The organism is Companilactobacillus mishanensis, from assembly GCF_003946505.1.
Lineage (GTDB): Bacteria > Bacillota > Bacilli > Lactobacillales > Lactobacillaceae > Companilactobacillus > Companilactobacillus mishanensis.
The window spans coordinates 1-25485 of sequence record NZ_RHON01000006.1; the positions used below are offsets into that span (position 1 = coordinate 1).

The 25485-nt window shown below is 37.6% G+C and carries 21 protein-coding genes and 1 pseudogene; 13 read left to right on the forward strand and 9 right to left on the reverse strand.

Going from position 1 to position 25485, the window contains the following annotated elements; genetic code table 11:
- Nucleotides 1–202: 202 nt before the first annotated feature.
- Nucleotides 203–1633: a DHA2 family efflux MFS transporter permease subunit gene (locus tag EKM63_RS07800; RefSeq protein ID WP_125705390.1), complete on the forward strand. Its 1431-nt coding sequence runs from the start codon at nt 203–205 to the stop codon at nt 1631–1633.
- Nucleotides 1634–1675: 42 nt separating this feature from the next.
- Here EKM63_RS07800 and EKM63_RS07805 read toward each other — a convergent pair whose 3' ends face one another.
- Nucleotides 1676–2851: an MFS transporter gene (locus EKM63_RS07805; RefSeq protein WP_225418278.1), complete on the reverse strand. Its 1176-nt coding sequence runs from the start codon at nt 2849–2851 to the stop codon at nt 1676–1678.
- A 227-nt stretch (nt 2852–3078) separates the two neighbouring features.
- Between EKM63_RS07805 and EKM63_RS07810 the strand changes: the two genes are divergently transcribed.
- The 5 genes from EKM63_RS07810 to EKM63_RS11550 all read left to right on the forward strand — a co-directional run bounded on the left by EKM63_RS07810 (nt 3079) and on the right by EKM63_RS11550 (nt 7470).
- Nucleotides 3079–4605 carry a Y-family DNA polymerase gene (locus tag EKM63_RS07810; RefSeq protein ID WP_125705392.1) on the forward strand — a complete coding sequence of 509 codons (1527 nt, stop codon included), beginning with the start codon at nt 3079–3081 and terminating at the stop codon, nt 4603–4605.
- Complete coding sequence (locus EKM63_RS07815) at nt 4605–5036, forward strand: hypothetical protein (protein WP_125705394.1); 432 nt, start codon at nt 4605–4607, stop codon at nt 5034–5036. The genes EKM63_RS07810 and EKM63_RS07815 overlap by 1 nt, the downstream gene beginning before the upstream one ends.
- A gap of 352 nt (nt 5037–5388) precedes the next feature.
- Complete coding sequence (locus EKM63_RS07820) at nt 5389–5826, forward strand: MaoC family dehydratase (RefSeq protein WP_125705396.1); 438 nt, start codon at nt 5389–5391, stop codon at nt 5824–5826.
- 149 nt (nt 5827–5975) lie between these two features.
- Nucleotides 5976–7208, forward strand: a complete 1233-nt coding sequence (locus EKM63_RS07825; protein WP_125705398.1) for an MFS transporter — start codon at nt 5976–5978, stop codon at nt 7206–7208.
- Between the two features lie 127 nt (nt 7209–7335).
- On the forward strand, nt 7336–7470 hold the full coding sequence (locus tag EKM63_RS11550) for a hypothetical protein (protein ID WP_263852860.1): 135 nt from the start codon (nt 7336–7338) through the stop codon (nt 7468–7470).
- A 69-nt stretch (nt 7471–7539) separates the two neighbouring features.
- Here the strand turns inward: EKM63_RS11550 and EKM63_RS07830 are convergent, their stop codons facing one another.
- From EKM63_RS07830 to EKM63_RS07850, 5 genes are all read right to left on the reverse strand, one after another.
- Entirely contained in the window at nt 7540–8079 is a 540-nt protein-coding gene (locus tag EKM63_RS07830; RefSeq protein WP_125705400.1) for a GNAT family N-acetyltransferase, read from the reverse strand.
- 593 nt (nt 8080–8672) lie between these two features.
- Nucleotides 8673–9059, reverse strand: coding sequence for a YxeA family protein (locus EKM63_RS07835; RefSeq protein ID WP_125705402.1), 387 nt, complete (start codon nt 9057–9059; stop codon nt 8673–8675).
- Between the two features lie 262 nt (nt 9060–9321).
- The gene (locus EKM63_RS07840) at nt 9322–10446 is read right to left on the reverse strand and encodes a 5-methyltetrahydropteroyltriglutamate--homocysteine S-methyltransferase (protein WP_125705404.1); all 1125 of its coding nucleotides are present in this window, start codon (nt 10444–10446) and stop codon (nt 9322–9324) included.
- 408 nt (nt 10447–10854) lie between these two features.
- Nucleotides 10855–11862 (reverse strand): D-2-hydroxyacid dehydrogenase, encoded by a 1008-nt coding sequence (locus EKM63_RS07845; RefSeq protein ID WP_125705406.1) that lies wholly within the window; start codon nt 11860–11862, stop codon nt 10855–10857.
- Between the two features lie 164 nt (nt 11863–12026).
- Nucleotides 12027–13004: a ketopantoate reductase family protein gene (locus tag EKM63_RS07850; RefSeq protein ID WP_125705407.1), complete on the reverse strand. Its 978-nt coding sequence runs from the start codon at nt 13002–13004 to the stop codon at nt 12027–12029.
- 520 nt (nt 13005–13524) lie between these two features.
- On the opposite strand from EKM63_RS07850, the gene EKM63_RS07855 reads away from it, so the two are divergent.
- Entirely contained in the window at nt 13525–14556 is a 1032-nt protein-coding gene (locus EKM63_RS07855; RefSeq protein WP_125705409.1) for a branched-chain amino acid aminotransferase, read from the forward strand.
- 19 nt (nt 14557–14575) lie between these two features.
- Complete coding sequence (locus EKM63_RS07860) at nt 14576–15496, forward strand: L-lactate dehydrogenase (protein WP_125705411.1); 921 nt, start codon at nt 14576–14578, stop codon at nt 15494–15496.
- Nucleotides 15497–15844: 348 nt separating this feature from the next.
- On the opposite strand, the pseudogene EKM63_RS07865 reads toward EKM63_RS07860, so the two are convergent.
- The 3 genes and pseudogenes from EKM63_RS07865 to EKM63_RS07875 all read right to left on the reverse strand — a co-directional run bounded on the left by EKM63_RS07865 (nt 15845) and on the right by EKM63_RS07875 (nt 18757).
- Nucleotides 15845–16402: pseudogene (locus tag EKM63_RS07865) on the reverse strand (hypothetical protein).
- 405 nt (nt 16403–16807) lie between these two features.
- Nucleotides 16808–17812, reverse strand: coding sequence for a D-2-hydroxyacid dehydrogenase (locus tag EKM63_RS07870; protein ID WP_125705413.1), 1005 nt, complete (start codon nt 17810–17812; stop codon nt 16808–16810).
- Between the two features lie 21 nt (nt 17813–17833).
- Complete coding sequence (locus tag EKM63_RS07875; RefSeq protein WP_125705416.1) at nt 17834–18757, reverse strand: DMT family transporter; 924 nt, start codon at nt 18755–18757, stop codon at nt 17834–17836.
- A 314-nt stretch (nt 18758–19071) separates the two neighbouring features.
- Between EKM63_RS07875 and ald the strand changes: the two genes are divergently transcribed.
- The 5 genes from ald to EKM63_RS07900 all read left to right on the forward strand — a co-directional run bounded on the left by ald (nt 19072) and on the right by EKM63_RS07900 (nt 25462).
- Nucleotides 19072–20193: an alanine dehydrogenase gene (gene ald, locus EKM63_RS07880; protein ID WP_125705418.1), complete on the forward strand. Its 1122-nt coding sequence runs from the start codon at nt 19072–19074 to the stop codon at nt 20191–20193.
- On the forward strand, nt 20190–21569 hold the full coding sequence (locus tag EKM63_RS07885; RefSeq protein WP_125705420.1) for an APC family permease: 1380 nt from the start codon (nt 20190–20192) through the stop codon (nt 21567–21569). Before ald ends, EKM63_RS07885 begins: the two co-directional genes overlap by 4 nt.
- A gap of 102 nt (nt 21570–21671) precedes the next feature.
- Nucleotides 21672–21944 (forward strand): hypothetical protein, encoded by a 273-nt coding sequence (locus EKM63_RS07890; RefSeq protein WP_125705422.1) that lies wholly within the window; start codon nt 21672–21674, stop codon nt 21942–21944.
- A gap of 699 nt (nt 21945–22643) precedes the next feature.
- Nucleotides 22644–23579 (forward strand): nitronate monooxygenase, encoded by a 936-nt coding sequence (locus tag EKM63_RS07895; RefSeq protein WP_125705424.1) that lies wholly within the window; start codon nt 22644–22646, stop codon nt 23577–23579.
- 107 nt (nt 23580–23686) lie between these two features.
- On the forward strand, nt 23687–25462 hold the full coding sequence (locus tag EKM63_RS07900) for an FAD-dependent oxidoreductase (protein ID WP_125705426.1): 1776 nt from the start codon (nt 23687–23689) through the stop codon (nt 25460–25462).
- The last annotated feature ends 23 nt before the right edge of the window (nt 25463–25485 follow it).

Below are 25485 nucleotides of genomic sequence, written 5' to 3' on the forward strand. Positions count from 1 at the left end.
TTATTTAAGTGTGCCCAAAATCGTTCATATTTTGAATAGAAAAAAAGACATGGGCCTTGACCTAAGACCACATGTCTAAAAAATCTGTTTCCTTCCGGAACCGGAATCTATCTCTGAAAACGTTTAAATAAAAATAATCCTTACGAGAAAACCAAAACTCTGGTATATTAATCTACCGTTGCCACAAAAACGGAGGTATTTTATGAGCACTACCACAAAAAATGAAATAAATACAAAATTAGAACACCCATTTCTAGCTATGATGGGTGTTTTGATTGGTGGATTTGTCGGAATGTTAAGTGAAACATCACTGAACATTGCATTGCCATCAATCATGAAGGCTTTTTCAATTGAAACTGGTACAGTTCAATGGTTAGTTACTGGATATATGTTAGTTATCGCCATCGTCTTGCCACTTTCGAGTTTATTAACGAAACACTTTTCAACTAGGGGATTGGTTAGATCTGCGTTAATAATTTTCATCATTGGATCAATTGTAGCTGCATTAGCACCTGATTTTCCTGTCCTACTTGCTGGTCGTATGATTCAAGGTATCGGAACCGGAATCGTCCTGCCACTAATGTTCTCAATTGCTATGAGAATTTTCCCACCTAACAAACTTGGTGCAGCACTTGGTGTTGCAGCATTGGTAATCATGTTTGCACCTGCCATTGGACCTACACTTGCTGGAATTATTCTAGGCGTACTTTCATGGAGATGGATTTTCTGGTCATTCATTATTTTCCTATTGATTGCTTTGGCTTTTATGGAAAAGAATCTTACAAACGTATTCGAAGTTACTAAACCAAAAGTTGACTGGTTGGCAATCTGTTTATCAACTGTCAGCTTCGGATTGATTGTTTTCGGAATTAGTTTCTTAAGCAAAAATATGACTTTAGCACTAATTGCTTTAGTTGTTGGACTGGTTGTCCTTGTAATTTATATCAGACAACAATTGCACGCTGAGACTCCAACACTTGATTTCAAAGTTTTGAAGACATCAAGATTCGTTACAGGTTCACTACTTGTTATGATCGACTTTGGTATCACACTTTCAGCAATGTACTTGTTACCTATGTACATTCAAAATGGTTTAGGCGTTGCAGTTGCCTTAACTGGTGTAGTTCTACTACCTGGTGGTTTGGTTAACGCCTTGGTATCATTCTTAGCCGGACGTGCCTACGATAAAATGGGTGCAAAAATCTTAACTAGATTAGGATTTATATTTTCTGCCGTGGGTGCATTAATGTTTATTTTCAGTGGCGTACATAGCTCACTTGGATACATTATTGCTGCCCATATCATTATCATGATTGGTGTTCCAATGGCTATGGCTCCATCACAAACTTATGGATTGAACTCACTTGATGCGTTCCAATCTGCTGATGGTTCAGCTATCATCAATACTTTCCAACAAGTTATCGGTGCTGTTGCAACTGGTATCGCTACAATGTTGTTGAGTACTGGTCAAAGCAATTACTTTGCAGATGGTGGTCATTCAGCTGCCCAAGCCTTTACACAAGGTGCACATTACGGTTTCATCTTCACGTTTGTTCTTGCAATTCTTGGCTTTATCTTGGCCTTCAGAGTTAAAGATGTTAAAGAAACAAGTACAGAGGTTCCAGAAAAGTAAAAAAATAACGCATTGTAGAAAGATAATTCTACAGTGCGTTTTTTATTTGAAATCATTTCTGGTTGCTTTACGAAGTTTAAGAGAAATTAACAGTGCAATCACAGCGTAAATAGCTGATACGTAACCAACATAATTAAGGTTGAAAAATCTGACGGTAGTTGATGCTGAAAATGATCCTAGTGAAATACCAACGTTAGAGAAAATTGAAATCAACGAGGTGGCGAGTGCCAATGACTGCGGATAATTTTTGGCTGCTTCATCCATAAATCCCAGTTGTATCGTAGTCCCGTAGATAATCGTCAGGGTACACAAGATGGCCAAAACTAGAATTCCGGTATATTTGTTTTGCAACGCGACACCGAGTGACAGACATGCGATTATCAGTAAGGAAAATACGATTGGCAGTTTCTTGAACCCATTATTTTTTGCAATCATACCGGCAATTTGGTTACCGATAATACTCATCACACCTAACATGAAAAGTAGCCAATTTAGGGTACTGATGTTATAACCGAGTACTGATGTAATGATAGTTCTGATATAGGTGTAAAAGGTGTATTGAACGCCCATGACAGCAATGGTAATGCCAATACCCATAAGTACTTTATGATCTTTTAACAGTTGCAACTGCTCGATAACACTACCGGTTGCTTCTGGTTTTTCACTTGGGATCAACCAGACTAGTAAACCAAATACTATAACTGTAAGTCCAGATACCATCCAAAAACTGGCGTGCCAACTTAGCCAAGCAGCGATTGCTGAACCGATTGGGACACCAACGACAGAAGCAATGCTGAATCCCGCTCCGACCCAAGCCATGACCATTGGCCGCTTATCGAAAGGAGTTACGATACTGGCGAACAAATTTATCATGGTAATAATTGTTCCGGCGACCAATGCTGTCATGATTCGAGCAGCAAACAGCCAGCCAAGTGATGGTGCCAAAGCTGTCAGTGTATTGCTGGCAAAAAATATTCCCATCAATAAAAGTAAGAGGGTCCTTCGATTCCAATGGCTTGTTAAGGTGGTCAGAATCGGCGTGCTTATTGCATATACCAAAGCAAAAGCGGTGACTAGAATTCCAATTGAAGAAAGTGATGCATGATAACTTTTTGCGATATCTGACAAGATACCGACAACCATGAATTCGTTGCATCCAAGCATGAAAGCCACCAGTATAAATGTTAAAGTTCGCAGACGTGAATGTTTTGCATTCAAAAATAATCCCTCTAATTTTCAAAAATTTGTGTGATTGCTATATTTAAAATATAGCAGAGTGTTGAGTAAATTAGTGTAAAAATATCGTTAAGTTTAGGACAAATTGGGACTCAATATATAGAGTAAAATGATATACTAGTTTTAACGAACATAAGTTCTGAGTATTCTATAAAAGGTGCAATCTGGCACCTTTTTTGATGTCATATAAAAAAGGAGGTCTGTTCGAAATGGATGATACGCAACGTACATATATGGCGATAGATTTGAAGTCTTTTTATGCTTCAGTCGAATGTATTGCTCACGATTTGGATCCGTTGAATGCTAATCTTGTCGTTGCTGATAATTCTCGGACAGACAAGACTATTTGCCTGGCAGTTTCTCCAGCCTTGAAACAATTTGGTGTACCCGGGCGTCCAAGACTTTTTCAAGTTGAACAAATTGTTGGAAAACTGAATCGTGCACGTGCAAATCAAGTTGCAGGGCGCCGTTTAACAAAATATTCATCGATAAATCGACAGCATTTACTGAATTCCCCATCATTAAAAATTGGCTACAAAGTGGTTAAACCTAGAATGAATTTTTACATGCACAAGAGTGCTGAAATTTATGGGATCTATTTGAGATTTATCGAAGCAAAGAATATCCACGTATATTCAATTGATGAAGTCTTGATGGACGTGACTGACTATTTGAATAGTCATGACGAATCTCCGCATACTTTGGCAAAAACTATTATTCAGCAGATCCAGTCAGAAACTGGCATTACTGACACAGCCGGAATCGGTACTAATTTATATTTGGCAAAAGTTGCGATGGATATTGTTGCCAAACACATTCCGGCCGACTCCGATGGTGTTCGTATTGCTCAAATGGATGAACATCAATACCGCAAATTATTATGGGCACATCAACCTTTGACGGATTTTTGGCGAGTTGGACGCGGCTATGCGAAACGATTAGAACGACTTAACTTGAATACTATGGGTGATATTGCCCGATGTTCATTAGGTAGCTTATCCGATGAAAACAACGAAGAAATTTTATACAAAGAATTTGGGAAGAATGCTGAATTATTGATCGATCATGCTTGGGGACACGAATCTGCTACCCTCGAGGATATAAAGAAATATCGTTCCGATGACCATGGATTGTATTCCAGTCAGGTATTGATGAAGCCTACTTCCTATGATGATGGTTTAAAAATTGTTCGAGGGATGAGTGATAATCTAGCGCTTGAATTAGTTCAGAAAAAAGTTACAACTGACCGTGTCGGACTAATTATTGACTATGATATTAAAAGTTTGGATGTAAACAGCAATTATTCTGGAACGATAATTACCGATTATTACGGACGTCAGGCTCCAAAGCCTGCCCATACAGCAACTAGTTTAAGTGGATCAAGCTCATCATCGCGAGAATTAAAAGAAGCATTCATTGAGATGTTTCACCAAATAGTAGATAAAAAAATGTTGATCAGGAGAGTAACCGTTACTGCCAATCATTTGATTGATGAAGTTGAGGCTGAACAGAAAACTAATTTTAAGCAGATCAGTTTATTTAGTGATCCGGAAAAAGAAATAGTTCAAGATAAGAAAACAAAGATTAAACGGAAACAAGATAGAAAAATCCAGGAAACAATTTTGGACTTACAAAAGAGATTTGGAAATCGAAATGTTATTTTGAAGGCTTCAGATTTAGAAGAAGGGTCAACTACCAGGGAACGTAATAATCAGATTGGAGGACATCACGCATAATGGATGAGAAGAAGCTGATCGAGAAGAAGATATTCAATGATACAACATCTTACGACGACATTATGGATTTGCCATATAGGCAATCAAAACGACATTTGCCAATGAATCAACGTGATCGAGCCTTTCAGTTTGCTCCTTTTGGTGCGTTAGAGGGTTTCAATGATTTGATCAAAGAAAAAACTGAAATGTATAAACGACGCAAGTATGCTGATGGGGAATTGGAAGCTAAGGTTGCCACTCAGATCAAGTATTTGCAGACACATCTGGATTTGAAAGTTGATGTTACTTTTTTTAATGATGAATCAGGATTCTATGAGCACGTTAAAGATACATTGACACGTGTCGAATATGAAAAGGGAAGAGCAATATTTGGCGAAACTTCAGTCGTTATTGCTGGTATTAGAGAAATCAGATTGATAAAAAGTAATTAAACTACTAGATAAATATTAACCATTTGAAAGTTTTGACTCATAAAAGTCGAAACTTTTTTGGGTATTAATGATCAGATGATTGTTAACTTTGTCACACAGCTATTACGGATTTGCCAAGTCTATAACTAAAATTCATAGGTTTAATTAAAAACTAGTATTGGTAAACGCTTTCTTACATGACTATATTAAAGGAGAAGGTAGCCGCGGATACAACGATATACAGAAATATAAATACATGTGATTATATTAATTTGCAAAAATATAATTATGAAAGCCTTTGCAAAATTTATAATTCATAATATACTATGTATATCAATTTTTATAAAAAAATTGAAATTTGGGGTGTAAGGAAATGGCTGTAGAATACGCAAATGTTAAAGAATCTGAAATTAAAGTAGGAATGACTGACAGTATCAGCAAAAAAGTTACTGAAGCAGACGTTAACGGCTTTGCCGAAACAACTGGCGATCATAATCCAGCTCATACAGATGAGGAATATGCTAGTCATACTCAATTTAAGACTAGAATTGCTCATGGAATGTTAGGTGCTAGCTTGATTTCAGCTGTATTAGGTATGAAATTACCTGGACCTGGAACAATTTATTTAGGACAAGATCTTAAATTCACTCATCCAATTCATTTTAACGATGTTATAACAGCAAAAGTTACAGTTAAGGAGATAATTCCCAAGAAGAAATTCAACTTGGTGATCCTTGACACTACCGTTACTAACCAAGCAGGGGACGTTGCTATCGAGGGGACAGCAACAGTTATCCCACCAAAGGACTAAGTTTTAAACAGTTAAATATTTAAAAGTACGAATGCAACAAATGAGTCCGTATTCAAAATTACTAAAGAAGAGGTCTACTAATCTAAATTTCTCCCGGGGTATTTTTGGGTGCGGATTTTTTTTGAATTATAGATAGGGAGGCAACAACAATGGAAGAAAGAACCGACGCACTAGAATTAAAAGTAAGTAATAACAGTAAAGTTAAAGGTTTATTGATGCTCGCTGTCATGTGGTGTGCATATGTTACGTTTGCCATGAACTGGGTCGGAGGCTCCGACCTGGGTGCTCAAATTGTCCAAACATTCTTTGGTGGTCCCGTCGCTCCAGTTATACAACAGGTAGTTAACTATACAATCACTGCAGCTAGAGTGGTAGCTAACTTATTTGCGGCTTATATTCTGATCAAGTCAGGACCAAAACGTGCGATTACAATTGCAATGGTGTTATTGATGTTTTCTGTAGTCGCTGTTTGGATGCCTAATTATTGGGCATTCACAATTTCTAGAATGGTTATGGCGCTTGGGGGCTCAATGGTTATCGTTTATATGAACCCAGTCGTAGCAAACTATGTAGCACCTGACAAAAAAATGATTGCGAATGCTCTTAATACTGTTTCGTATAACGTCGGTGCCTTTGTTGTCTCAATACTATTCGTATTCTTTGCTCAACAATTAGCAGCTAATTGGAAAATCACATTAACAATTATGGCTTCATTGACAGTTGTATTCTTTATTTTGTGGTTAATAGTTTCAGAAGATTTTGATACAACCAAGAATCTCGAATCCTCAGAAGAACAAGTTAAGTATGGTTATAAAGAAGCTTTGAGAGATTCATTCGTTTGGAAATATTCCATCGCTTTTGGTGGATTCTTATTCTTATACGTGCTTGCAGTTACAAGCTTTCCATCAGTGATTTCGACATATGCACCTAAGATCGACGGTAGTTTATTAAATCTATTAGTTACTGGATTTGCAATCGTAGGTACAGGTGTAGGTATGAAATTAGGACTTACTGATATGAAACGGAAGAAAATTTTACTTTCAACAGGAACATTGATGATTGCTATGTTTGCATTAGCATTGATCTTTGCAAATATCAGCACATTTGCCACATATGCATTCGCAGCAATTTCAGGATTCTTCATGTTCATTCAATATCCAGTTTATATGAACTTACCACATGAAATGCCAAATATGTCTGCACAAAAATTGACAGTTATCTTTGGATTATTCTGGGCAATCGCTTATACTGTAAATACACTATTCACCTTTATTTGGAGTATGTTGTTAGGAAGCAGCGGTTGGTTAGCAGCATCGATTTTCTACATCGTAGGATCATGCTTATACCTTGTAATGGCCGCAATGCTACCAGAAACAAAATAAATTATATTGATTATTTTCGTCTTTCTTTAGACATACTAAAAAACTAGTTGAATAATTTGGCTAATCCATTTATAATGGTATGGTTGATATTAAGAATATGAAAATAGAAAGGGAGGAGGGATTTTAGATGTCACAAAACACACATAAAGGTTACACAGGTCACCGCCGTCCCGTTAACAATAAAAATACAGAATCACGTCTTAAAGACACACAAAAAGTTGTTGAATTCTTAAAGAGTCGCGACGAAAAAGCTGCTAAATAATAGCAGACAATAAAAAACGATTGATCCTTCCGTAGTGGAAGATCAATCGTTTTTTTATTGGATTTGAAATTAGTCTTTCAAATCACTTTTTAAGACTGAGTAAATAGCTTCATCGCAGATACCTTGGTTATTACGGCCACGTTGTCTCAAAGTGCCTTCATAGACCATACCGCTATGTTTCATGACAGCACCAGAAGCCTCGTTTCTAGTGTCGTGATGACATTCAACACGGTTATATCTTTTTTCTGTCAAAAGAAAATGAATGACAGCCTGAAGAGCTTCAGACATATAACCTTCGCCCCACCAGTCATGACCAAGAACATAGCCAAGCTCGATAGTTTTAATTTCAGGATAAATATTTACAGCAGAAATTTCACCGATCAATTCATCGTCATCAGACTTAAAGATACCCCAATTGTTGATACCGCATTTACCGTTGGACTTAACAATATCAGCAACCCGTTTAAGAGTAGCATCTTCAGAAGGGTGAGTCTTCCAAGATAAATATTTAGTGGCACGATCGTCACCAGCCCAGTTCTTGTACATCATCTTGTAGTCGCTAAGAACGAAGTTTCTCAGATAAAGCCGATCTGTTTTAATTTCAGTCATTGTAAGCGCCTCCAAATCTCTATAATATACTACAGCAAATATGAACAGTTTTATAGTCTTTTTAGAAAATAAATTATTTAATTATTTGAAAGTTTACTAAACACCATTCATGCATAAATAAAATTTAAACCACAATTGGTCTAGAACATGAAAATACGGTCGAAGACACGTATTTTTTAGGATCTAAATCGAATTTGAATAATAAAGAATACAAAAAAAACCATCCCAGAAAAAGGTACCGGAATAGATTCATAAATTACAACTTATTAATAAACATATGCACCCAGTAAAAAAGCGAGCCATACGAAACACCATAAAATCACAGATAATACCAGCATTAACGCAAAGGCTAACACTAACACCAACAAAACTAGATACATCATAAATAAGAGTGGATAAGACATACCATAAATTTGAAGTAAGATGAAAACTAGCCCGAAGGGAAGGAACTGCAGGGCCGAGCTGCGGAATTAATCTTGAGACGGCAAAGGCCGTCACTAGATTAAAGCTGTATCCAAAGACCGCACTTTGGCTTTGGATCAGCTCGCAGCGACCACGTCCAGCAGTTCCTGACCGAAGGGCGGCATACACCACTACTCAGCAATCAATTTATTGTAAGCCGCAGAAGGGATGTTTCGTTTGAACGCCTCGTCGTATGTATACACATAAGCCCCTTTAGTATCCAATTTCAAAAAATGACCTTGTTTAAGCTTGCCCATACCAGTGAATTTTACCTGATGAGGATTGCCATCCTTGTCGTAGCTAGTCAAATCGTAATCATAATTGCCGTAACCATCTTCATCATGACCCTTACTGTTGTCAATTTTGACATAACGAGATTCACGTTTCACCAAGATGTTATATGCACCAAGTGCTTGAGAGAATTGATCCGTCCTATCTTTAGTATAGGCACAGGCACCCAAGTATGCACCCCCGACGATCAATACTGATAATAATAAAAACTTTAGTAGACTTTTCATTTGTTTGTTACCTCCTGAAAAATATACTAAAGTTTTTTTATAAATTTATACATTTGTTGTGCTTACATTTGTCTTACGGAATTGTAAGTTGTTATTTTTCGTTGTCGTCGTGGATACCCCAGTCGAACTTCAAAGTATAATCAACAATTCCATTAAAAATATTTGCAATTAGGTTCCACATAATAACGCCTCCGAACATAGATTTTATATATTTACCCTCATCTATATTGTAAGCCTTTTCACATGTGAAGTTAATCACTTTTTACCAAATTTCGTCGATAATTGATTTAACTAATTTTAGCTTTGCCCATTGTTGTTCATCAGTTAATTCATTTCCTTCTTCAGTAGAAGCAAATCCGCATTGTGTTGATAGCCAGAGTCTATCTAAAGGTAAGTATTGACTGGCTTCTTTGATACGATCGATGATAACTTGTCTATCTTCTAGTTCAGGAGATTTTGTAGTTACCAATCCCAGAACAACGCGCTTGTCGCCAGATACTTTGGCAAGTGGTTCGAATCCACCAGCACGATCAGAATCATATTCTAGGAAGTAAGTGTCAACATTTTCTTGTGCGAATAGGTAGTCAGCTACAGTGTCATAGCCACCTGAGAAAATGTAATCGGAACGGAAGTTACCACGACAGACATGAGTATTGATGGTCAAATCGTCTGGTAAGTCTTCAATTGCACCGTTATTCAAGTCCAACAATACTTGAGGTGTATCGAGTGAGTCGTATTTATTTTGATCAGTTGATCTTGCAACATAATCTTTATCTAAGAAGAATCCCCATGAACAGTCGTCAAGTTGAATAGTTCTGGCACCTTCGTTATATAAAGCAATAATTGCGTCATGATAAGCTTTTTGAATATCAGCAATCAAGTCAGCTTCGTTTGGATAAAATTCTTTAGTTTTAGCCTCGTTTTCGCCACGGACTAATTCAGCATAAAGTTGACCGGGTGCTGGGATTGTTTGCTTTGGAAGTACTCCACCAATTTCATCAGTTAGTGATTTAAGAAAAGCAAAATGTTTCAAGAATGGGTGGTTAGGATTGAAACTGATTTTTCCAGATACGATTGCTGAATCATCACGACTTTCAGTTTTGTGGAAGTTATAGCCTCCACCTAGATGGTTATGTTCGATACCATTGAATCCCCAGAAGAAATCAAGATGCCAGTAAGCACGGCGGAATTCACCGTCAGTTACATAATCGAGACCAGCTGCTTTTTCTTTAGAAACTAATTCACGAATATCTTTATCTTCTACTGCTGTTAGTGCAGCTTGATCGATTTTTCCTGCTTCAAAATCTACACGAGCTTGTTTGAGATCAGTTGGTCTTAAGAAACTTCCTACATGTTGAAATCCAATTTTTTGTTTTGTAATAGTCATATTAAAATTCCTCCTGAGATTTATAAAACTTATTTAACTCAATTATTCGTAAAAAAAAAATCGTCCCTACAATGCAGAACTAGTCTGCTTGTAGGGACGATTTGACGTGTTACCACCCTAATTCGTATCTTGCTTGTACAAAATACCTCAACGACACAAAATTATGTCCGGGATGATATCGCATCCTTGCGTGCTTTCGGCTTTCACCTAGGCAAGACTCAGAGCTCATGTTCGAATCATTTTTCGTTCCGTCCTCTCACTGTCTGACGGTCGCTTATAACTACTGACTGATTCTACTCTTCTCTTCAACGTCTAATTAAGTTAAATAAGTTTTAATTGATTGTTGAATAACATAAGACTTTCAAAAATACTTGTCAACTCTGAATTGAAAAATATTTTCAATAATTATTATTCTACAGAAATATCAACAGGATATTTTGGTGCTTTTCCTTCGAGCATTCTTTGGTTGTCATTTAGAGAATCGAAAATCATATTGTGAACGGCAGTCGTGGTATAGAAGGCTGTATGAGGTGTGATTATGACGTTGTCACGGTTGATCAATGCTTGGAATTGAGGATCTTTTACATCTTCAATTTTATCAAATTTCTTTTGGAAAACATCATTTTCACTTTCCAAAACATCAAGAGCAGCACCGCCAACTTTGCCAGAATCCAGAGCTTTGATCAAGGCATCGGTGTCGACTAAGCCACCACGTGCACAGTTAATGAAAATAACTCCATCTTTCATTTTAGCGAAGGCGTCGGCATCAATCATATGTATATCTTTTTTTGCCAAAGGAGTATGAATTGTAATGATATCTGATTGTTCCAACAATTCATCCAGAGTATCAACGTAGATTCCAAGATTTTCGAGTGCTGGATTTGGTGCAATATCATAAGCAATAACTTTCGCACCGAAAGCTGCCATAATGCGTGCTACGACTGATCCAATGTGGCCGGTACCAATGATTCCGACAGTCTTACCGTGGATTTCTTCTCCAATTGTAGGGAACCATCTGAAGTCAGCGTTGGCGAATTTCTTATCAAATTCAGGTACACGACGAAGTAAACGCAAAATCAAGCTTGTTGTGTGTTCGGCAATAGCATTTGGAGAATAAACGGGGACATATGTTAATGAGAAGTCAAAGTCACGTAGATCTTGGAAATCAAAACCGTCAAGTCCAACATTTCGAACAGAAATTTTACTGATGCCAAAATCGTGAAGTTTTTCTAGAGCTGCACGAGAATAAGGTTGTGTTTGGACCATTACGACACCATCTGAACCTTCAGCTAATTCAGCTGTTTCTTCGGTAAAAATCTCATGTGTATAATCGATTTCTACGTCTGGATGGGCAGCATCCCATTGTCGTAAGTATTCCTTTTCGTCTTCACGAATTCCGTATAAATAAATTTTCATATCGATTCCTCTTTCAATTGTTATTAAAATACCATTAGATATATTAGCTTTTTTTAATAATTTACTTGGTATAAGTTTAACGCATTTTTGACAATTTGTAAGGAAAAATTCGGTACGCAAAAAGAGCATACTGCAGAATTACAGCATGCTCTAAATTTGCAAGTTTATTCATTAACAGTTTCCAAAAGAGTCTTTGGATCAAAGTCACGTGAGAATTCTGCTAGATGAACTAGGTTTCTCAAGAAATCATGTGTTGTTGCTTCATAGTGATATTTCAATCCGAGATCGTAGATGTAGCCGTTGATGTAGTCGACTTCAGTATTACGGCCCTTGGACATATCTTGATACATCGATGGGTAGTGTAGTGGATTTGAAACTGCACTAACTGTTTTTACGGTCTGCCACTCTTCTTCACGAGTGTTGAGCAAGGTAATATTGGCACGTTCGCAGACGTCAAATGCTTCGTTGATCAACTGTCGACCTAATTTCTCAGCTACTGGTGATTGGATAAATTCACCCATTTGGATTTCGAACATTGTACATAGCGTGTTAACAACGGAGTTGAAGATAACTTTTGCCATCAATGTTCCCAAGAAATTAGTTGTCAAACTTGGGTTAAGATTAGCTTTCTGAAAGTCTTTGACAATTTGATTGGTCGTATCATCAGGCTTTTCTGTCTGATTAGCCATGTGCATACTTCCAGCACCTGGGGCACCGATAAAATCTACATCTCCAGGACCGTTCAAAACTGTACCGATTAATGCTGTTGCACCAATAACCTTAGACTTATCAAAGTATTGATCAAGCTTTTCGATATGTCCCATACCATTCATTGGACTGAGTGCATATTGGTGATCTTTGAATGCATGTGAAGTGCGTTCCAGAGCTTTAGCCAGTTGCATTTGTTTAGTAAAGACAATCCAAACATCAGGATCGCCAGTATATTCTTCAGGGGTATAAATGTTGACGGGCACTAGATGTTTGTTCTGGTGATCGCGGGAAACATAAACACCGTTTTGCTCGCGGATCTTACTAATTTGTGGTTCCCAAATTTCGACGAAATCAACATCGAAACCTGCTTCTTGTAAAAGAATTCCATATCGCAGGCCCATAGCACCTGCACCTAGTACTGTATATTTCATAAATACCGCCTCCAAGATTTGTTGAAAGCATTATTGAGCATTAATTATTAAATGTCAACGGTAAATAATTAGAAAAATTAATGAATTTATGACGGAATATTTGGACTATATATAGAACGAAAGTTTTCGAATAAACAACAAAAAATATTTCGACAACACTGAATTATAGCGGTTTCCAGTTAGAAAATAATACTGGCTAATAATTAAATTTATTATTTTCTATAAAAAAACGTTGACAACTAATAGCCTGAGTTTTACGATAAATGCAACTTAGTTCTAATATTTCTCTAATTTAACTAAAATTTGACAGGAGGTAACGATCATGCTCAACATTCAAATTATTATTATTGTCGTCATTATTTTGTTGATCAACTTGGGCTTTTCAATTACCTCTCCAGAACGATGTTATTTGACACGAGAAGGTGACTAGTAAAGTGGCCAAGTTGATTTATTTCAACATGGCCGCTTTTTTTGTTTTTTAGAATGAGTGAAATTATATAGTGTAAGAGGAGATAATCACATGGCAAAAGCAGATGCATCAAAATTAGATTGGAATAATCTTGGATTTGAATATATGGACTTACCTTATCGTTTCACAGCCCATTGGAAGGATGGTAAATGGCAAGACGCTGGACTAACAGAAGACGCAACACTTCATATTAGTGAAGCTTCTCCAGTATTGCATTACGGCCAAGCAGCTTTCGAAGGTATGAAAGCTTACCGTACACCAGACAATCACATTCAATTGTTCAGACCTGACAGAAACGCTGCCAGACTCAGAAATTCTTGTGAAAGACTATTGATGCCAGTATTCCCAGAAGACAAATTTGTGGATGCTGTCAAACAAGTAGTTAAAGCAAACTCAGACTTTGTTCCACCATATGGAAACGGAGCAACAATGTATCTCAGACCATTGATTATCGGTACTGGTGGCGTAATCGGCGTTCACGCAGCACCTGAATATATTTTCACTATTTTCGCAATGCCAGTTGGCAATTACTTCAAGGGTGGTCTAACACCAGTCAACTTTACAACATCACAATATGACCGTGCTGCTCATAAAGGTACTGGCCAAGCTAAAGTTGGTGGTAACTATGCTGCCAGTTTACTTCCTGGAGAAAATGCTCACGAAAACGGATATGCTGACTGTGTTTACCTCGACCCAGTTGAACACCGTTATATAGAAGAAGTTGGTTCAGCTAACTTCTTTGGTATCACAAAAGACAACGTCTTCAAGACACCAAAATCACCTTCAATTTTACCAAGTATCACAAAATACTCTCTATTATATTTGGCTGAACATAACCTTGACCTTGGAGTATCTGAAGAAAAAATCGATGTTCACGATCTTGACCAATTTTCTGAAGCAGGTGCCTGTGGTACAGCTGCTGTAATTTCACCAATTGGTGGTTTGGAACATGATGGGGACCTTCATGTATTCTACAGTGAAAAAGAAGTTGGACCTGTAACTAAGAAATTGTATGACACATTAACTGGCATCCAATTCGGTACAGTCGAAGCTCCTGAAGGTTGGGTACAACAAGTAGAATAATTTAAATGGGGTAATAATAATGAGAAAATTTGGAATCATCGGAGTAGGTCACGTTGGTGTAACAGTTGCATATACATTAGTAACAAAGGGAATCGCGGATGAATTAGTTTTGATCGATTCAAACGAGAAAAAAGCAGTCGCTGAACAACTGGATTTGGAAGATTGCCAAGCTAGACTTGATACAACGACCAAAATCAAAGTTCAGGATTACTCGGAATTAGCAAATGCAGATGTTTTATTCGTAACGGCTGGAAATATTGGATCTTTGCAACACAATGATGGAAATCGTTGGGCAGAATTCGAATATACCAGAGATATCGTTAAAGATATTGCACCAAAGATTGCTGCTTCTGGATTCAAGGGAGTTTTGGTCGATACAATGAATCCTTGCGATGCAATTGCACATTACCTACAAAGAGAGGCCGGTTTTACAACTGCTCAATGTATGGCTACAGGAACATTTTTGGATACAGCACGTATGCAAAGGGTTGTTGCTGAGCAATTCGATACTAACTATAAAAATGTCACGGGTTACGTAATGGGTGAGCATGGATCATCACAATTCGTAGCCTGGTCAACAGTTAAAGTAAATGGTCATCCACTAATGGAATATGCCAAAGCTAACGGAAAGAAATTTGATTACGATGCTTTGGAAGAAGAAATTAGAATGGGGGGCTGGGCAGTATTTTCTGGTAAAGGTTATACTAGTTTTGGTATTGCAACCTGCGCCATTAAGTTAGCCCAAGCTGTTATCTCGGATGCACAGCTTGAATGTCCTGTTTCTTCATACAATGAGAAGTACGATACTTATTTGGGCCAACCTTCAGTTGTTGGGAAAAACGGTATCGAGTATGTTAACGAGATTGAATTGACAGATGAAGAAGAAGCTAAGCTGAAGAATTCAGCCGATACTATTAAAGAGAAGTTTGCTACTATGTAAGCTGTTTGGTTCACTGCCGATTTCGGAAGAAAAACGATCCGCTTTAAGGAACATATGTCGCCTTTGGCGCATGCGCAACCATTTCAAGTGTTGGCTACGCCAACGAACAATCAAGGAAGCGGGGTGGGCATCGCTTTGAGCTCATTGCCGAAACCGCAATAATCTCAAAGTCGGGCCTTAGCCTAAGTGTACTTCGTACACTAACGCTAATTTCACCACTTGGCCCAAATCGTTTTTCTTCCTACATCTAGATTAGCTAAATGAATTTTTAATACTATAATAGCCTTCAAAATTGGTTTTCAATGACAATTTTGAAGGCTATTTTTTTGATTTAAAATGGATTGTTTTTTAAGCTTTAACGATTTTACCTACTGCAATTGGCAGGGTTACGTGGGCATCGTATTCTCCGACTGCACCACCGACTGTTGAAGGTAATTCTAGTGAATCTGGAACTCCGTGGATATAAATTACTCGTTTGTCCAAATTCAAATTTGTATCTCCAAAGGCTTCTTTGAATTTAGCTTGTAATGCATCTAGTGGAACTACTTTTTTATATTCAAAATGTCCATTTGCATCTGATACCGGATACTCATCATTGGGGATGTTCATTTCTTCAGGTGAATCGTTGAAAGGAACCATTGTTGTTCCGGATACTGGTTCAGTTTCAGGAAGATCAACGTATCAATCACCGTTAGCATCTTGTGCAGATGTCGAAATTTGAGCCTCTTTACCATCGGTAAAACCGTGGAAATGTTCCCAATGCTGTGTGTTTTCAGGAGTGTCATTCATTTCGATGTTGATGATCAAATCATTACCACTTACTTCAAAAGAAGCAGTACCGTGCGGTTTCTTACCAATCTTGTCTTCATTTAGTGGAACAATATCAGCTTTGTACTTTTCAACCATAAAATCCGTCCTCCATTAACTAAATTTGTGAAGCAATCTCAGCATAAGCGGATTTATGATAATAATCAATAAATTGAAATATGAAATAAAATTTCGAAAATAAAAAAAGTCCAAAACCAACAAATCTTGGCTTTGAACTTTTGAATTATATAAGTGAACAGCGTACATATACTCCCCAATTACGGATACTTTCAATATCTCCGATGTATTTACGCTGCTATCTAGATGTAGGAATAAAAACGATTTGGGCTAAGTAGTGAGATTCTTCTTGGCGTGCGAAGCACGGTTAGAAGAAGACTCAGCTTTGAAATGATTGCGTATTTTGCAATTAGTTCAAAGTGACGTCCACTACGTCACAGCCCGCAAAATCGTTTTAATTCCGGAATCGACAAGGAATCGGAACCCCTACTTCTTGCTATAAACCAAAGTATCCGGAATCTTTCCTTCAATCAAATCCTTGTTGGAATTAAATGAAATCTCAATCATATTACGAATGGCCGTCTCAGTATAAAATGCATTGTGAGGAGTCATGATAACGTTAATACGTTCAGCTAAATTCTTAATTTTAGGATCTGGCAAGTTATCAATGCTTCCCCATTTTTGTCCGAAAACATTGTTTTCGTGATCTAAAACATCAAGCCCAGCCCCAGCAATTTTGCCACTGTCTAAACCGGCTATCAATGCATCAGTGCTGATCAATTCACCACGCGCACAATTGATGATATAGACTCCATCTTTCATTTGAGAAATAGCTTTTTCATCTATCATATAAGCGTTATCTGAAGTTAACGGCACATGCAATGTGATCACGTCGGCTTCTTTGTATAGTTCTTCAAGTGAATCTACGTATAACCCTTGTTTCTCGATATCTTCATTATGGAAAACATCATAGGCTATGACTTTTGAACCCATACCTTGCAACATTTGAATTGCAACTCGGCCAATGTGTCCTGTTCCAATGACACCAACAGTTTGTTCACGATATTCTTTTCCTACTGTTGGGGCCCAGGTAAAGTCTCCATTATCGAATTTGACGTCGACTTCGGGAATGCGTCTCAACAGTCTGCCGATCATCAGTACAACATGTTCTGCAATTGCGTTTGGTGAATATACAGGAACATTTGTCAATTTCATGTCAAAATCTGCTAGATCGTCAAAGTTAAAATTATCATAACCGACATTTCTAATCGAGATATTCTTGATGCCTTCGTCATTTAATATTTGTAATGATTCACGATCGTATGGAGTTGTTTGTAAAGTAACAATTCCGTCTGAACCAGCAGCCAATTTGGCTGTAGCAGGAGTCAAAGTTTGATCAGTATGGTCAACTTCGACATCAGGATTTGCTTTCTTCCAGTTTCTCAATGATGGCTCTTCGTCGTCACGAATTCCGTAAGCAAATATTTTCATATAAAAGTATTAGCTCCTTTATCATTTAGTATTCGCATCATACCTATTTAATAGGTAAACAGCTACCACGACAATAATACCACCAATTATTTCAACTAGGTTTACCGCATATGCTAAGAATAATACGCTCAAAATGAGTGTGGTGAATGGTTGCACAGCATCCGTGATACTGATAGTAGCAGCAGTTGTATATTTTGTACTCAAAACCATAAGTAAGAAGGCGATAACGTTACTTAATAGAATAACTGCAGCGATTCCCATAAGTCCTTTTCCAGAAACATGGGGTGGATTTACCCAAAATGGTCTGAAGAAAGTTGAGAATATACCAGCAAACAACATTCCCCAACCGGTAACGAGAATACCACTGTGTTTAGAAATAAGTTGTTGTGGAATAACAATATAAAGTGCAGCCGTGATACCTGTTCCAATACCCCAAATGACAGCTGACATTGGGATAGCTAAGTGACCGAAGTCACCTCTTGTAATTAGTAAAACAACACCGATCAATGCTAATGAGAAAGAAATAACATCAATTCTCAAAACCTTTTTATGGAAGAAAAGAACTGAGGCTAGCATGATGAATAGTGGCGACAAGTATTGCAGAATGGTTGCTGTAGAAGAGTTCCCCAGCTTTATTGCATAAAAGAAAGTGTACATATTAGCCCACAATCCAAAAATAGAAAATGCCAATAAGATAAGTGTGTCTTTCCAAGATTTAAAAATTGAAAAGAACTCTTTCTTAGGTACTACGAATAAGGCGACGGCTAGTAGAATGATACCAGCAATCAAAGTTCTAATACCAACAAACCACATTGCAGGGATGGCAGCATCCTTGGCAACAATTTGTTGAACTGCTCCAGAAACACCCCAAGTAATAGAGGCAGTTAGTGCCAAGAAGAAACCTTTGTTCAAAGTCTTCTTGGTCATTTTTTTACTTTCGTCCATGAGAACCCTCCGATTAACAAAAAATCATTATTCCTATTATACAGTTTTGTTACTTTAAAGGGTGGAATTTTGTAAAAAAATGAATTGGTATACTTTAATTTAAAATTTTATAAAATAATATTTATACTTTGTGAAACTTATAAAATATTGTCATTGTTAGTGTACCAACAGTTATTTATAAAAATATTGATATAAAAGGAATAATAGTGAAAAATATAATAATAGAATTATTTTTCTTATTGTGAAACATACAAAATCTTGCTATACTGAACCTGCAACAAAGAAAGCGATTACAATCTTAAGGAGGCTCCATCATGAAAATCGGTATACCTAAGGAAATCAAGAACCACGAAGAACGTGTCGGGATTACACCAGCTGGCGTTGCTAATTTGGTTGGTGCAGGACATCGTGTGATTGTTGAGACCAATGCAGGTGTTGGCTCAGGTTATAGTGATTCACAATATCAAGACATGGGCGCAGTTCTAGGCACAGCTGAAGATGCTTGGGCATGTGACATGGTCATAAAAGTTAAAGAACCCCTTGAACTGGAATATAAATATTTCCGTGAAGATTTAATCATTTACACATATCTACATTTAGCTGCTGACAAGAAATTGACGGATGCATTGCTAAAAGCCAAGACAACATCAATTGGTTATGAAACAATGGTAGGACCTCGTGGTGGGTTGCCTCTATTAGTTCCAATGAGTGAAATCGCAGGCCGTATGTCAGTACAAGTTGGTGCACATTTCTTGGAAGAGATTAATGGCGGAAAAGGGCTATTACTTGCAGGTGTGCCAGGCGTTAAACGAGGTGAAGTTACAGTTATTGGTGCCGGAACTGTAGGATTCAATGCAGCGAAAATTGCTATTGGATTAGGTGCTAACGTAACTATTCTTGATATTAATGCACAAAGATTAGCAGAAGTAGAAAACTTGTTTGATGGTAAGATCAATACTTTGATCTCAAATCCACATAACATTGCTACTTGCGTTAAGAAATCAGACTTGGTTATCGGTGCCGTGTTGATCCCAGGTGCTGCTGCTCCAAAACTTGTTACTGAAGAAATGATTGCAAGTATGGAACCAGGATCAGTTGTAGTTGATATTCCGATCGATCAAGGTGGAATTTTCGAAACTAGTGTTAAAGCAACAACTCATGATGATCCAGTTTACTTGTCACATGATGTTATTCATTACACAGTTGCAAATATCCCTGGTGCTGTTCCAAAGACAGCTACAGAAGCACTTTCAAGTGCAACAATTCCTTATGCAACACAAATTGCTAATAAGGGATTAACTGAAGCTGCAAAAAATAATACCATTCTAACAGGTATCAATACTCATGCTGGCGAATTAACAGAAAAAGCTGTTGCCGAAAGCCTTAATATGAAATATTCACCATTTGCTGTAGGTAACGACCCAGTTTACTCATGAACAACCGGATAGATATTGATTTACTTTTAGCTAATGCAAATAAAGAAAACCGTAAAAAAACCTTAGGGTTATTCGACCTTTCCATATTAGGAATAGGGGCTATCATTGGTACCGGAATTCTAGTTTTAACAGGTATCGTTGCTGCTACTGATGCTGGTCCCGGCGTTATCCATTCATTCTTGATCGCTGCCGTCGCCAGTGGCTTGATTGGATTGTGTTATGCCGAATTGACCACAAGTATTCCTAATTCTGGAAGTGCCTATGTCTACGCGTGGGCATCGGTCGGACAGACGGTTGGATTCTTTGCTGGCTGGACCCTTCTGGGTGTGTATATTACAACGACCGCTACCGTCGCCAATGGTTGGTCGGGGTACGTCAGATCGTTTATGCATGAGTTTGGGGTGGATATTCCGACAGCTTGGCTAACTTCGCCATTTAATGGAGGAATAATCAATTTACCCGCAGTTATCATGATTCTTTTAGTTACATTTATTTTGACAAGAGGTACGAGTGAAAGTAAGAAGCTCAACAACTTCTTAGTACTAGTCAAAATAGCCATTATTGTATTATTCGTGGTAGTTGGGTTCGCTGATATTGACAAAACAAACTACTCACCATTTCTGCCATATGGTGTCAAAGGAGTATTTGCCGGAGCATCAACAGTGTTCTTTGCCTTTCTGGGATTTGATGCTTTAGCGACCTCAGCTGAAGAAGTAAAAGATGTTCAAAAAACATTACCACGTGCGATCATAATTTCGTTACTGGTTGCGACTGCACTTTATATTGTCGTTAGTTTAGTCATGACAGGTGTTATGAAATATGATCAACTAAATGTTCCCGAAGCAATGTCGTTCGTATTACTTTCGAAAGGTCATAATGTTGTAGCTCAAATTATTTCCGCCGGAGCCATATTGGGTATCATCGCCGTTGTATTAGCGTTCATTTACGCTTCTGCCAATATTACGATGTCGATGAGTCGTGGTGGATTTCTCCCTAAAAAATTAGCTACAATAAATGACAAAACTGGTAGCCCCAACAAGGCACTTTGGCTTATTGGAATTATCGCAGCAGTCTGTGCCGGACTTCTGGATATAAAAAATCTAGCTATTTTCGCAAATGTTGGGTCACTGTTGGTCTTCTTCTTAATTTCGTTGATGGTTATCTTACTCAGAAGACAACGTCCGGATTTAAATCGACCATTTAAAGTTCCATTTGGATATGTGATTCCAATTCTTTCAATGATAGTTTGTGCGTTCCTCCTATTTAACCTCCCATTAAATGCTTGGCTGAATTATGCAGGCTGGTTAGTTATCGGTCTCGTAATGTACCTTGCATATTCTGTTCGCCATATTGATAGTGAGCAGAAAGAATCGTAGTTTAATATGATTTATGAGTCGAGAGCGAATCTCGACTCTTTTTTTTTTCGACCAAATTTCAGATAGAATTGAAACATCGTTAATAGGAAGCGGGATTTCTAAATGCTAGTTTTGTGGTTGATAATTATTGGCTTTATTCTATATATGCTCGAGTTGTTCGTTTTTTCGAATACTAAAAATTTTTGGATCGGTGGCATATTCCCACTGATTGTCACAATATCGATTGTTGGTCTACTTTTAACTAATCCGGTTGGTTGGAAAGATGTCATAATGGCAATCGTTGCGGTTGCAGTCACTTTAGCCTTTTGGGCTGAAGGACATGAACGTTATAAGAGACGAGTCTATAGAGAATCACATAATCTGAACACTAAATAGGAAAGGGGAGTAGCTGAGGCTGTTCCTTTTTTATTTGTATAAACAAGTGAATAATTTATCATGTGATAACTGATTTCAATAATTATTGATCTAAAAATTGTCATGAGGATAACTACAAGTTATCAAGAATAGACTTAAACAATATTTTGTAAAAAGCTAATTTATGGGTATCACTGTAACTGGTGGCTTACATAGAGCTATATGACGTTTACCATTTGTCATATCGGGTATGAAAATATGTTATACACTATGTAACCGCCTACATTATCGCATTTCAACAAAAAAGTAATAACTTTTTTTCACAAAGTATGACAAGAAAATGCAAATAGCTAATTTTTGAAAACGCTATCACACCAGTGCTTTCAGGAGTCATTAAATTGGACAATATTGGACGGAAATTTGATAAATGGGCATTAGCTTGTATTATAAGTCTTAGGAGCGCTCGAGAAATACGAATTGACTGAAGCAAGATATATTAGTATGTTAAGCGATTACAAAAATATGCTGATAACAAAATTTTGACTCAGGAATTCATTTTATTGCCTAGGCGGGTTGAAGAATTCTTACGATTCTTAAAGATGTATTCTTTAATGCTCCAACCAAGATAGTTAAGTTTTTCTACTATAAGTATTATTTATACGACGAGCAGGAAAACGAGTTTTATCAAATTGTTATTAAAATTTTAGGAGGATTTATATAATGAACGAATTATGTGAAGTTTTAGGAACAAAATATCCAGTTATCCAAGGAGCCATGCAAGAATTAGCTATTGCTGAACTCGCAGCTTCAGTATCAAATGGTGGTGGTCTTGGAATCATTGCAGCTGGTGGTAAAACAGCAGATCAAGTTAGAGCAGAAATCAAGAAAGCTAAGACACTTACAGACAAGAACTTTGGTGTTAACTTAATGCTTATGGCAAAGAATACACCTGACATTGTTAAAGTAATTATTGAAGAACATGTTCCTATCGTTACAACAGGTGCAGGTACACCTAAACCATATATGAAAGATTTGAAAGACGCTGGTATTAAAGTTATTCCAGTTATTCCTAACGTTAAAATTGCTAAGAAGATGGAAGCACTTGGTGCTGATGCTGTTATTGCTGAAGGTATGGAAGGTGGAGGACACATCGGTGTCTTGACATCACAAGTACTATGGCCACAAGTTGCCGATGCAGTTTCAATTCCAGTTGTTGCTTCAGGTGGTATTGCTGACGGTAGAGGTGTTGTAAATGCCTTTGTTGCCGGATGTAAAGGTGTTCAATGTGGTACTATCTTCTCAATTTCTAAAGAGAGTCCTGTTGGAGACAACTGGAGAAACTTAGTTATTGGTGCTACAGATACATCAACAATCGTTGCTGGTTCAACAATCAAAGATGCTAGTCGTATTATCAAGAATGACATGGCTACACACTTGGTTGACCTTGAAATGGACCAAGTTTCACGTGACGAATTCAACTCAGTTATGGATGAAGGTTTGAAGAACGCTGTTCACAACGATGATGTTGAAAAAGGACTTGTCTTCAGTGGACAAGTTGCAGGTATGATCAATGAATCATTACATGCTTCAGAAATCGTTGAAAAACTAATGACAGAAGCACAACAAGTACTCGACAAGAAAATCGTTTTGGTTTAATTCGAGCTACTTTAGTAATTAAATAAACAAGATATTTAAATCTTAAGGTACATGTGTTTCGCCACATGTGAGTAAAGATTTAATTAGGTTAGAACGAGGGTTAAATAATGACATTTTCAATAAAAGACAGAAAAGACGAAATAGAAAAACTAAAAACTAAGAGATTAGACTTATTGATCGTCGGTGGTGGTATTACTGGTGCTGGTGTTGCTTTACAAGCTAGTGCAGTCGGTATGAAAACTGCTTTGATCGATATGCAAGACTTCGGTGGAGGCACTTCTTCACGTTCAACACGTTTGGTTCATGGTGGAATCAGATATCTCAAGAACTTTGACGTTGAAGTTGTCTCTGATACAGTCCAAGAACGTGCCGTTATTCAACACGTTGCACCACATGTAACACGTCCAGATCCAATGTTACTTCCTATCTATGATGAACCAGGCACAACTTTCTCAATGTTTTCAGTTAAAGTTGCTATGGATCTATATGATCATCTAGCAGGTATTAAAGAAAACGAACATTTGAAGAAATATGCTAACTACATGCTTGATAAGGACGAAGTCCTTAAACGTGAACCACAACTTAATCCCGATAAATTAGCTGGTGGTGGTGTCTATCTTGATTACTTAAACAATGACTCCCGTTTGGTTATTGAAAACATCAAGAAAGCCCACGACGAGGGCGGAATTATGGTTAGTCGTATCAAAGCCATTGAAATGCTCCATAACGATTTTGGTCACGTAAGTGGTGTAAAAGTTGAAGATATGGAAACTGGTGAACAATTCGACATCAAAGCTAAGCTTGTTATCAACACTTCAGGCCCATGGTCAGATCTAGTTCGTGATACTGACGATGATGGTGCAAAGCATTCACAAATGCGTCCTACAAAGGGTGTTCATTTGGTTGTTGATAAATCAAGACTTAACGTGCCACAACCAACTTACTTTGGTTCAGGTACAAATGATGGTCGTATGATCTTTACAATTCCTAGAGATGGTAAAACATACTTTGGTACAACTGACACCGACTTTAAAGGGGACTTGTCACATCCAAAAGTTGACCAAGGCGATGTAGATTACCTACTAAAGATCATCAACAAGAAATACCCAAGTGCTAACCTAACAATCGATGATATTGAATCAAGTTGGGCAGGTATCCGTCCACTTGTTGCCGAAGAAGTACCAGAAGGCGCAGAAGAAAAGCCCGAGGAAGAGGCAGATGCAGTTTCAGGAGCAAGTGATTCAGGTAGCAATGCTTCTGCTCCATCAGCCGTATCAAGAGGTAGCTCATTAAAGAGAGCTGAAGATGGATTGATCACATTAGCCGGTGGTAAACTAACTGACTATCGTAAGATGGCCGATGGCGCCATGAAGATGATCATTGATATCATGAACCAGCAATATGCAAGAGACTACAAACCTGTTGATTCATCATCAATTAAGGTTTCTGGTGGTGACTTTGACTCTGATCACGCAGAAGAGTACATCGAAAACACTGAAAAGAAAGCTGTAGCCGATGGCCTAGATGAAAAAGGTGCTAAATTGATCGCCGATATCTATGGTTCAAATGCTGAGCAAATTCTTGATAAAGCTAAGACAGAAAAAGCAGCACCTGGTTTGAGCCTTGCAGAAACATTGAGCTTACGTTATTCAATGGAAAACGAAATGACAATGACACCAGAAGACTACTTGTTCCGTCGTACTAACCACTTACTATTCGGACATGATGATATTAAAGGGATGCAAGAGGGTATCATTAACGAAATGGCAAGATACTATGGTTGGACAGATGACCAAAAGGCTAAGTACAATAAAGAAACAACTGATCTAGTTAACGAAGCAGGTCTTGATTATTTAAAAGATAACCAAGCTGTTAAAGCTTAATTCTATTGATATTTTAGCCGAGA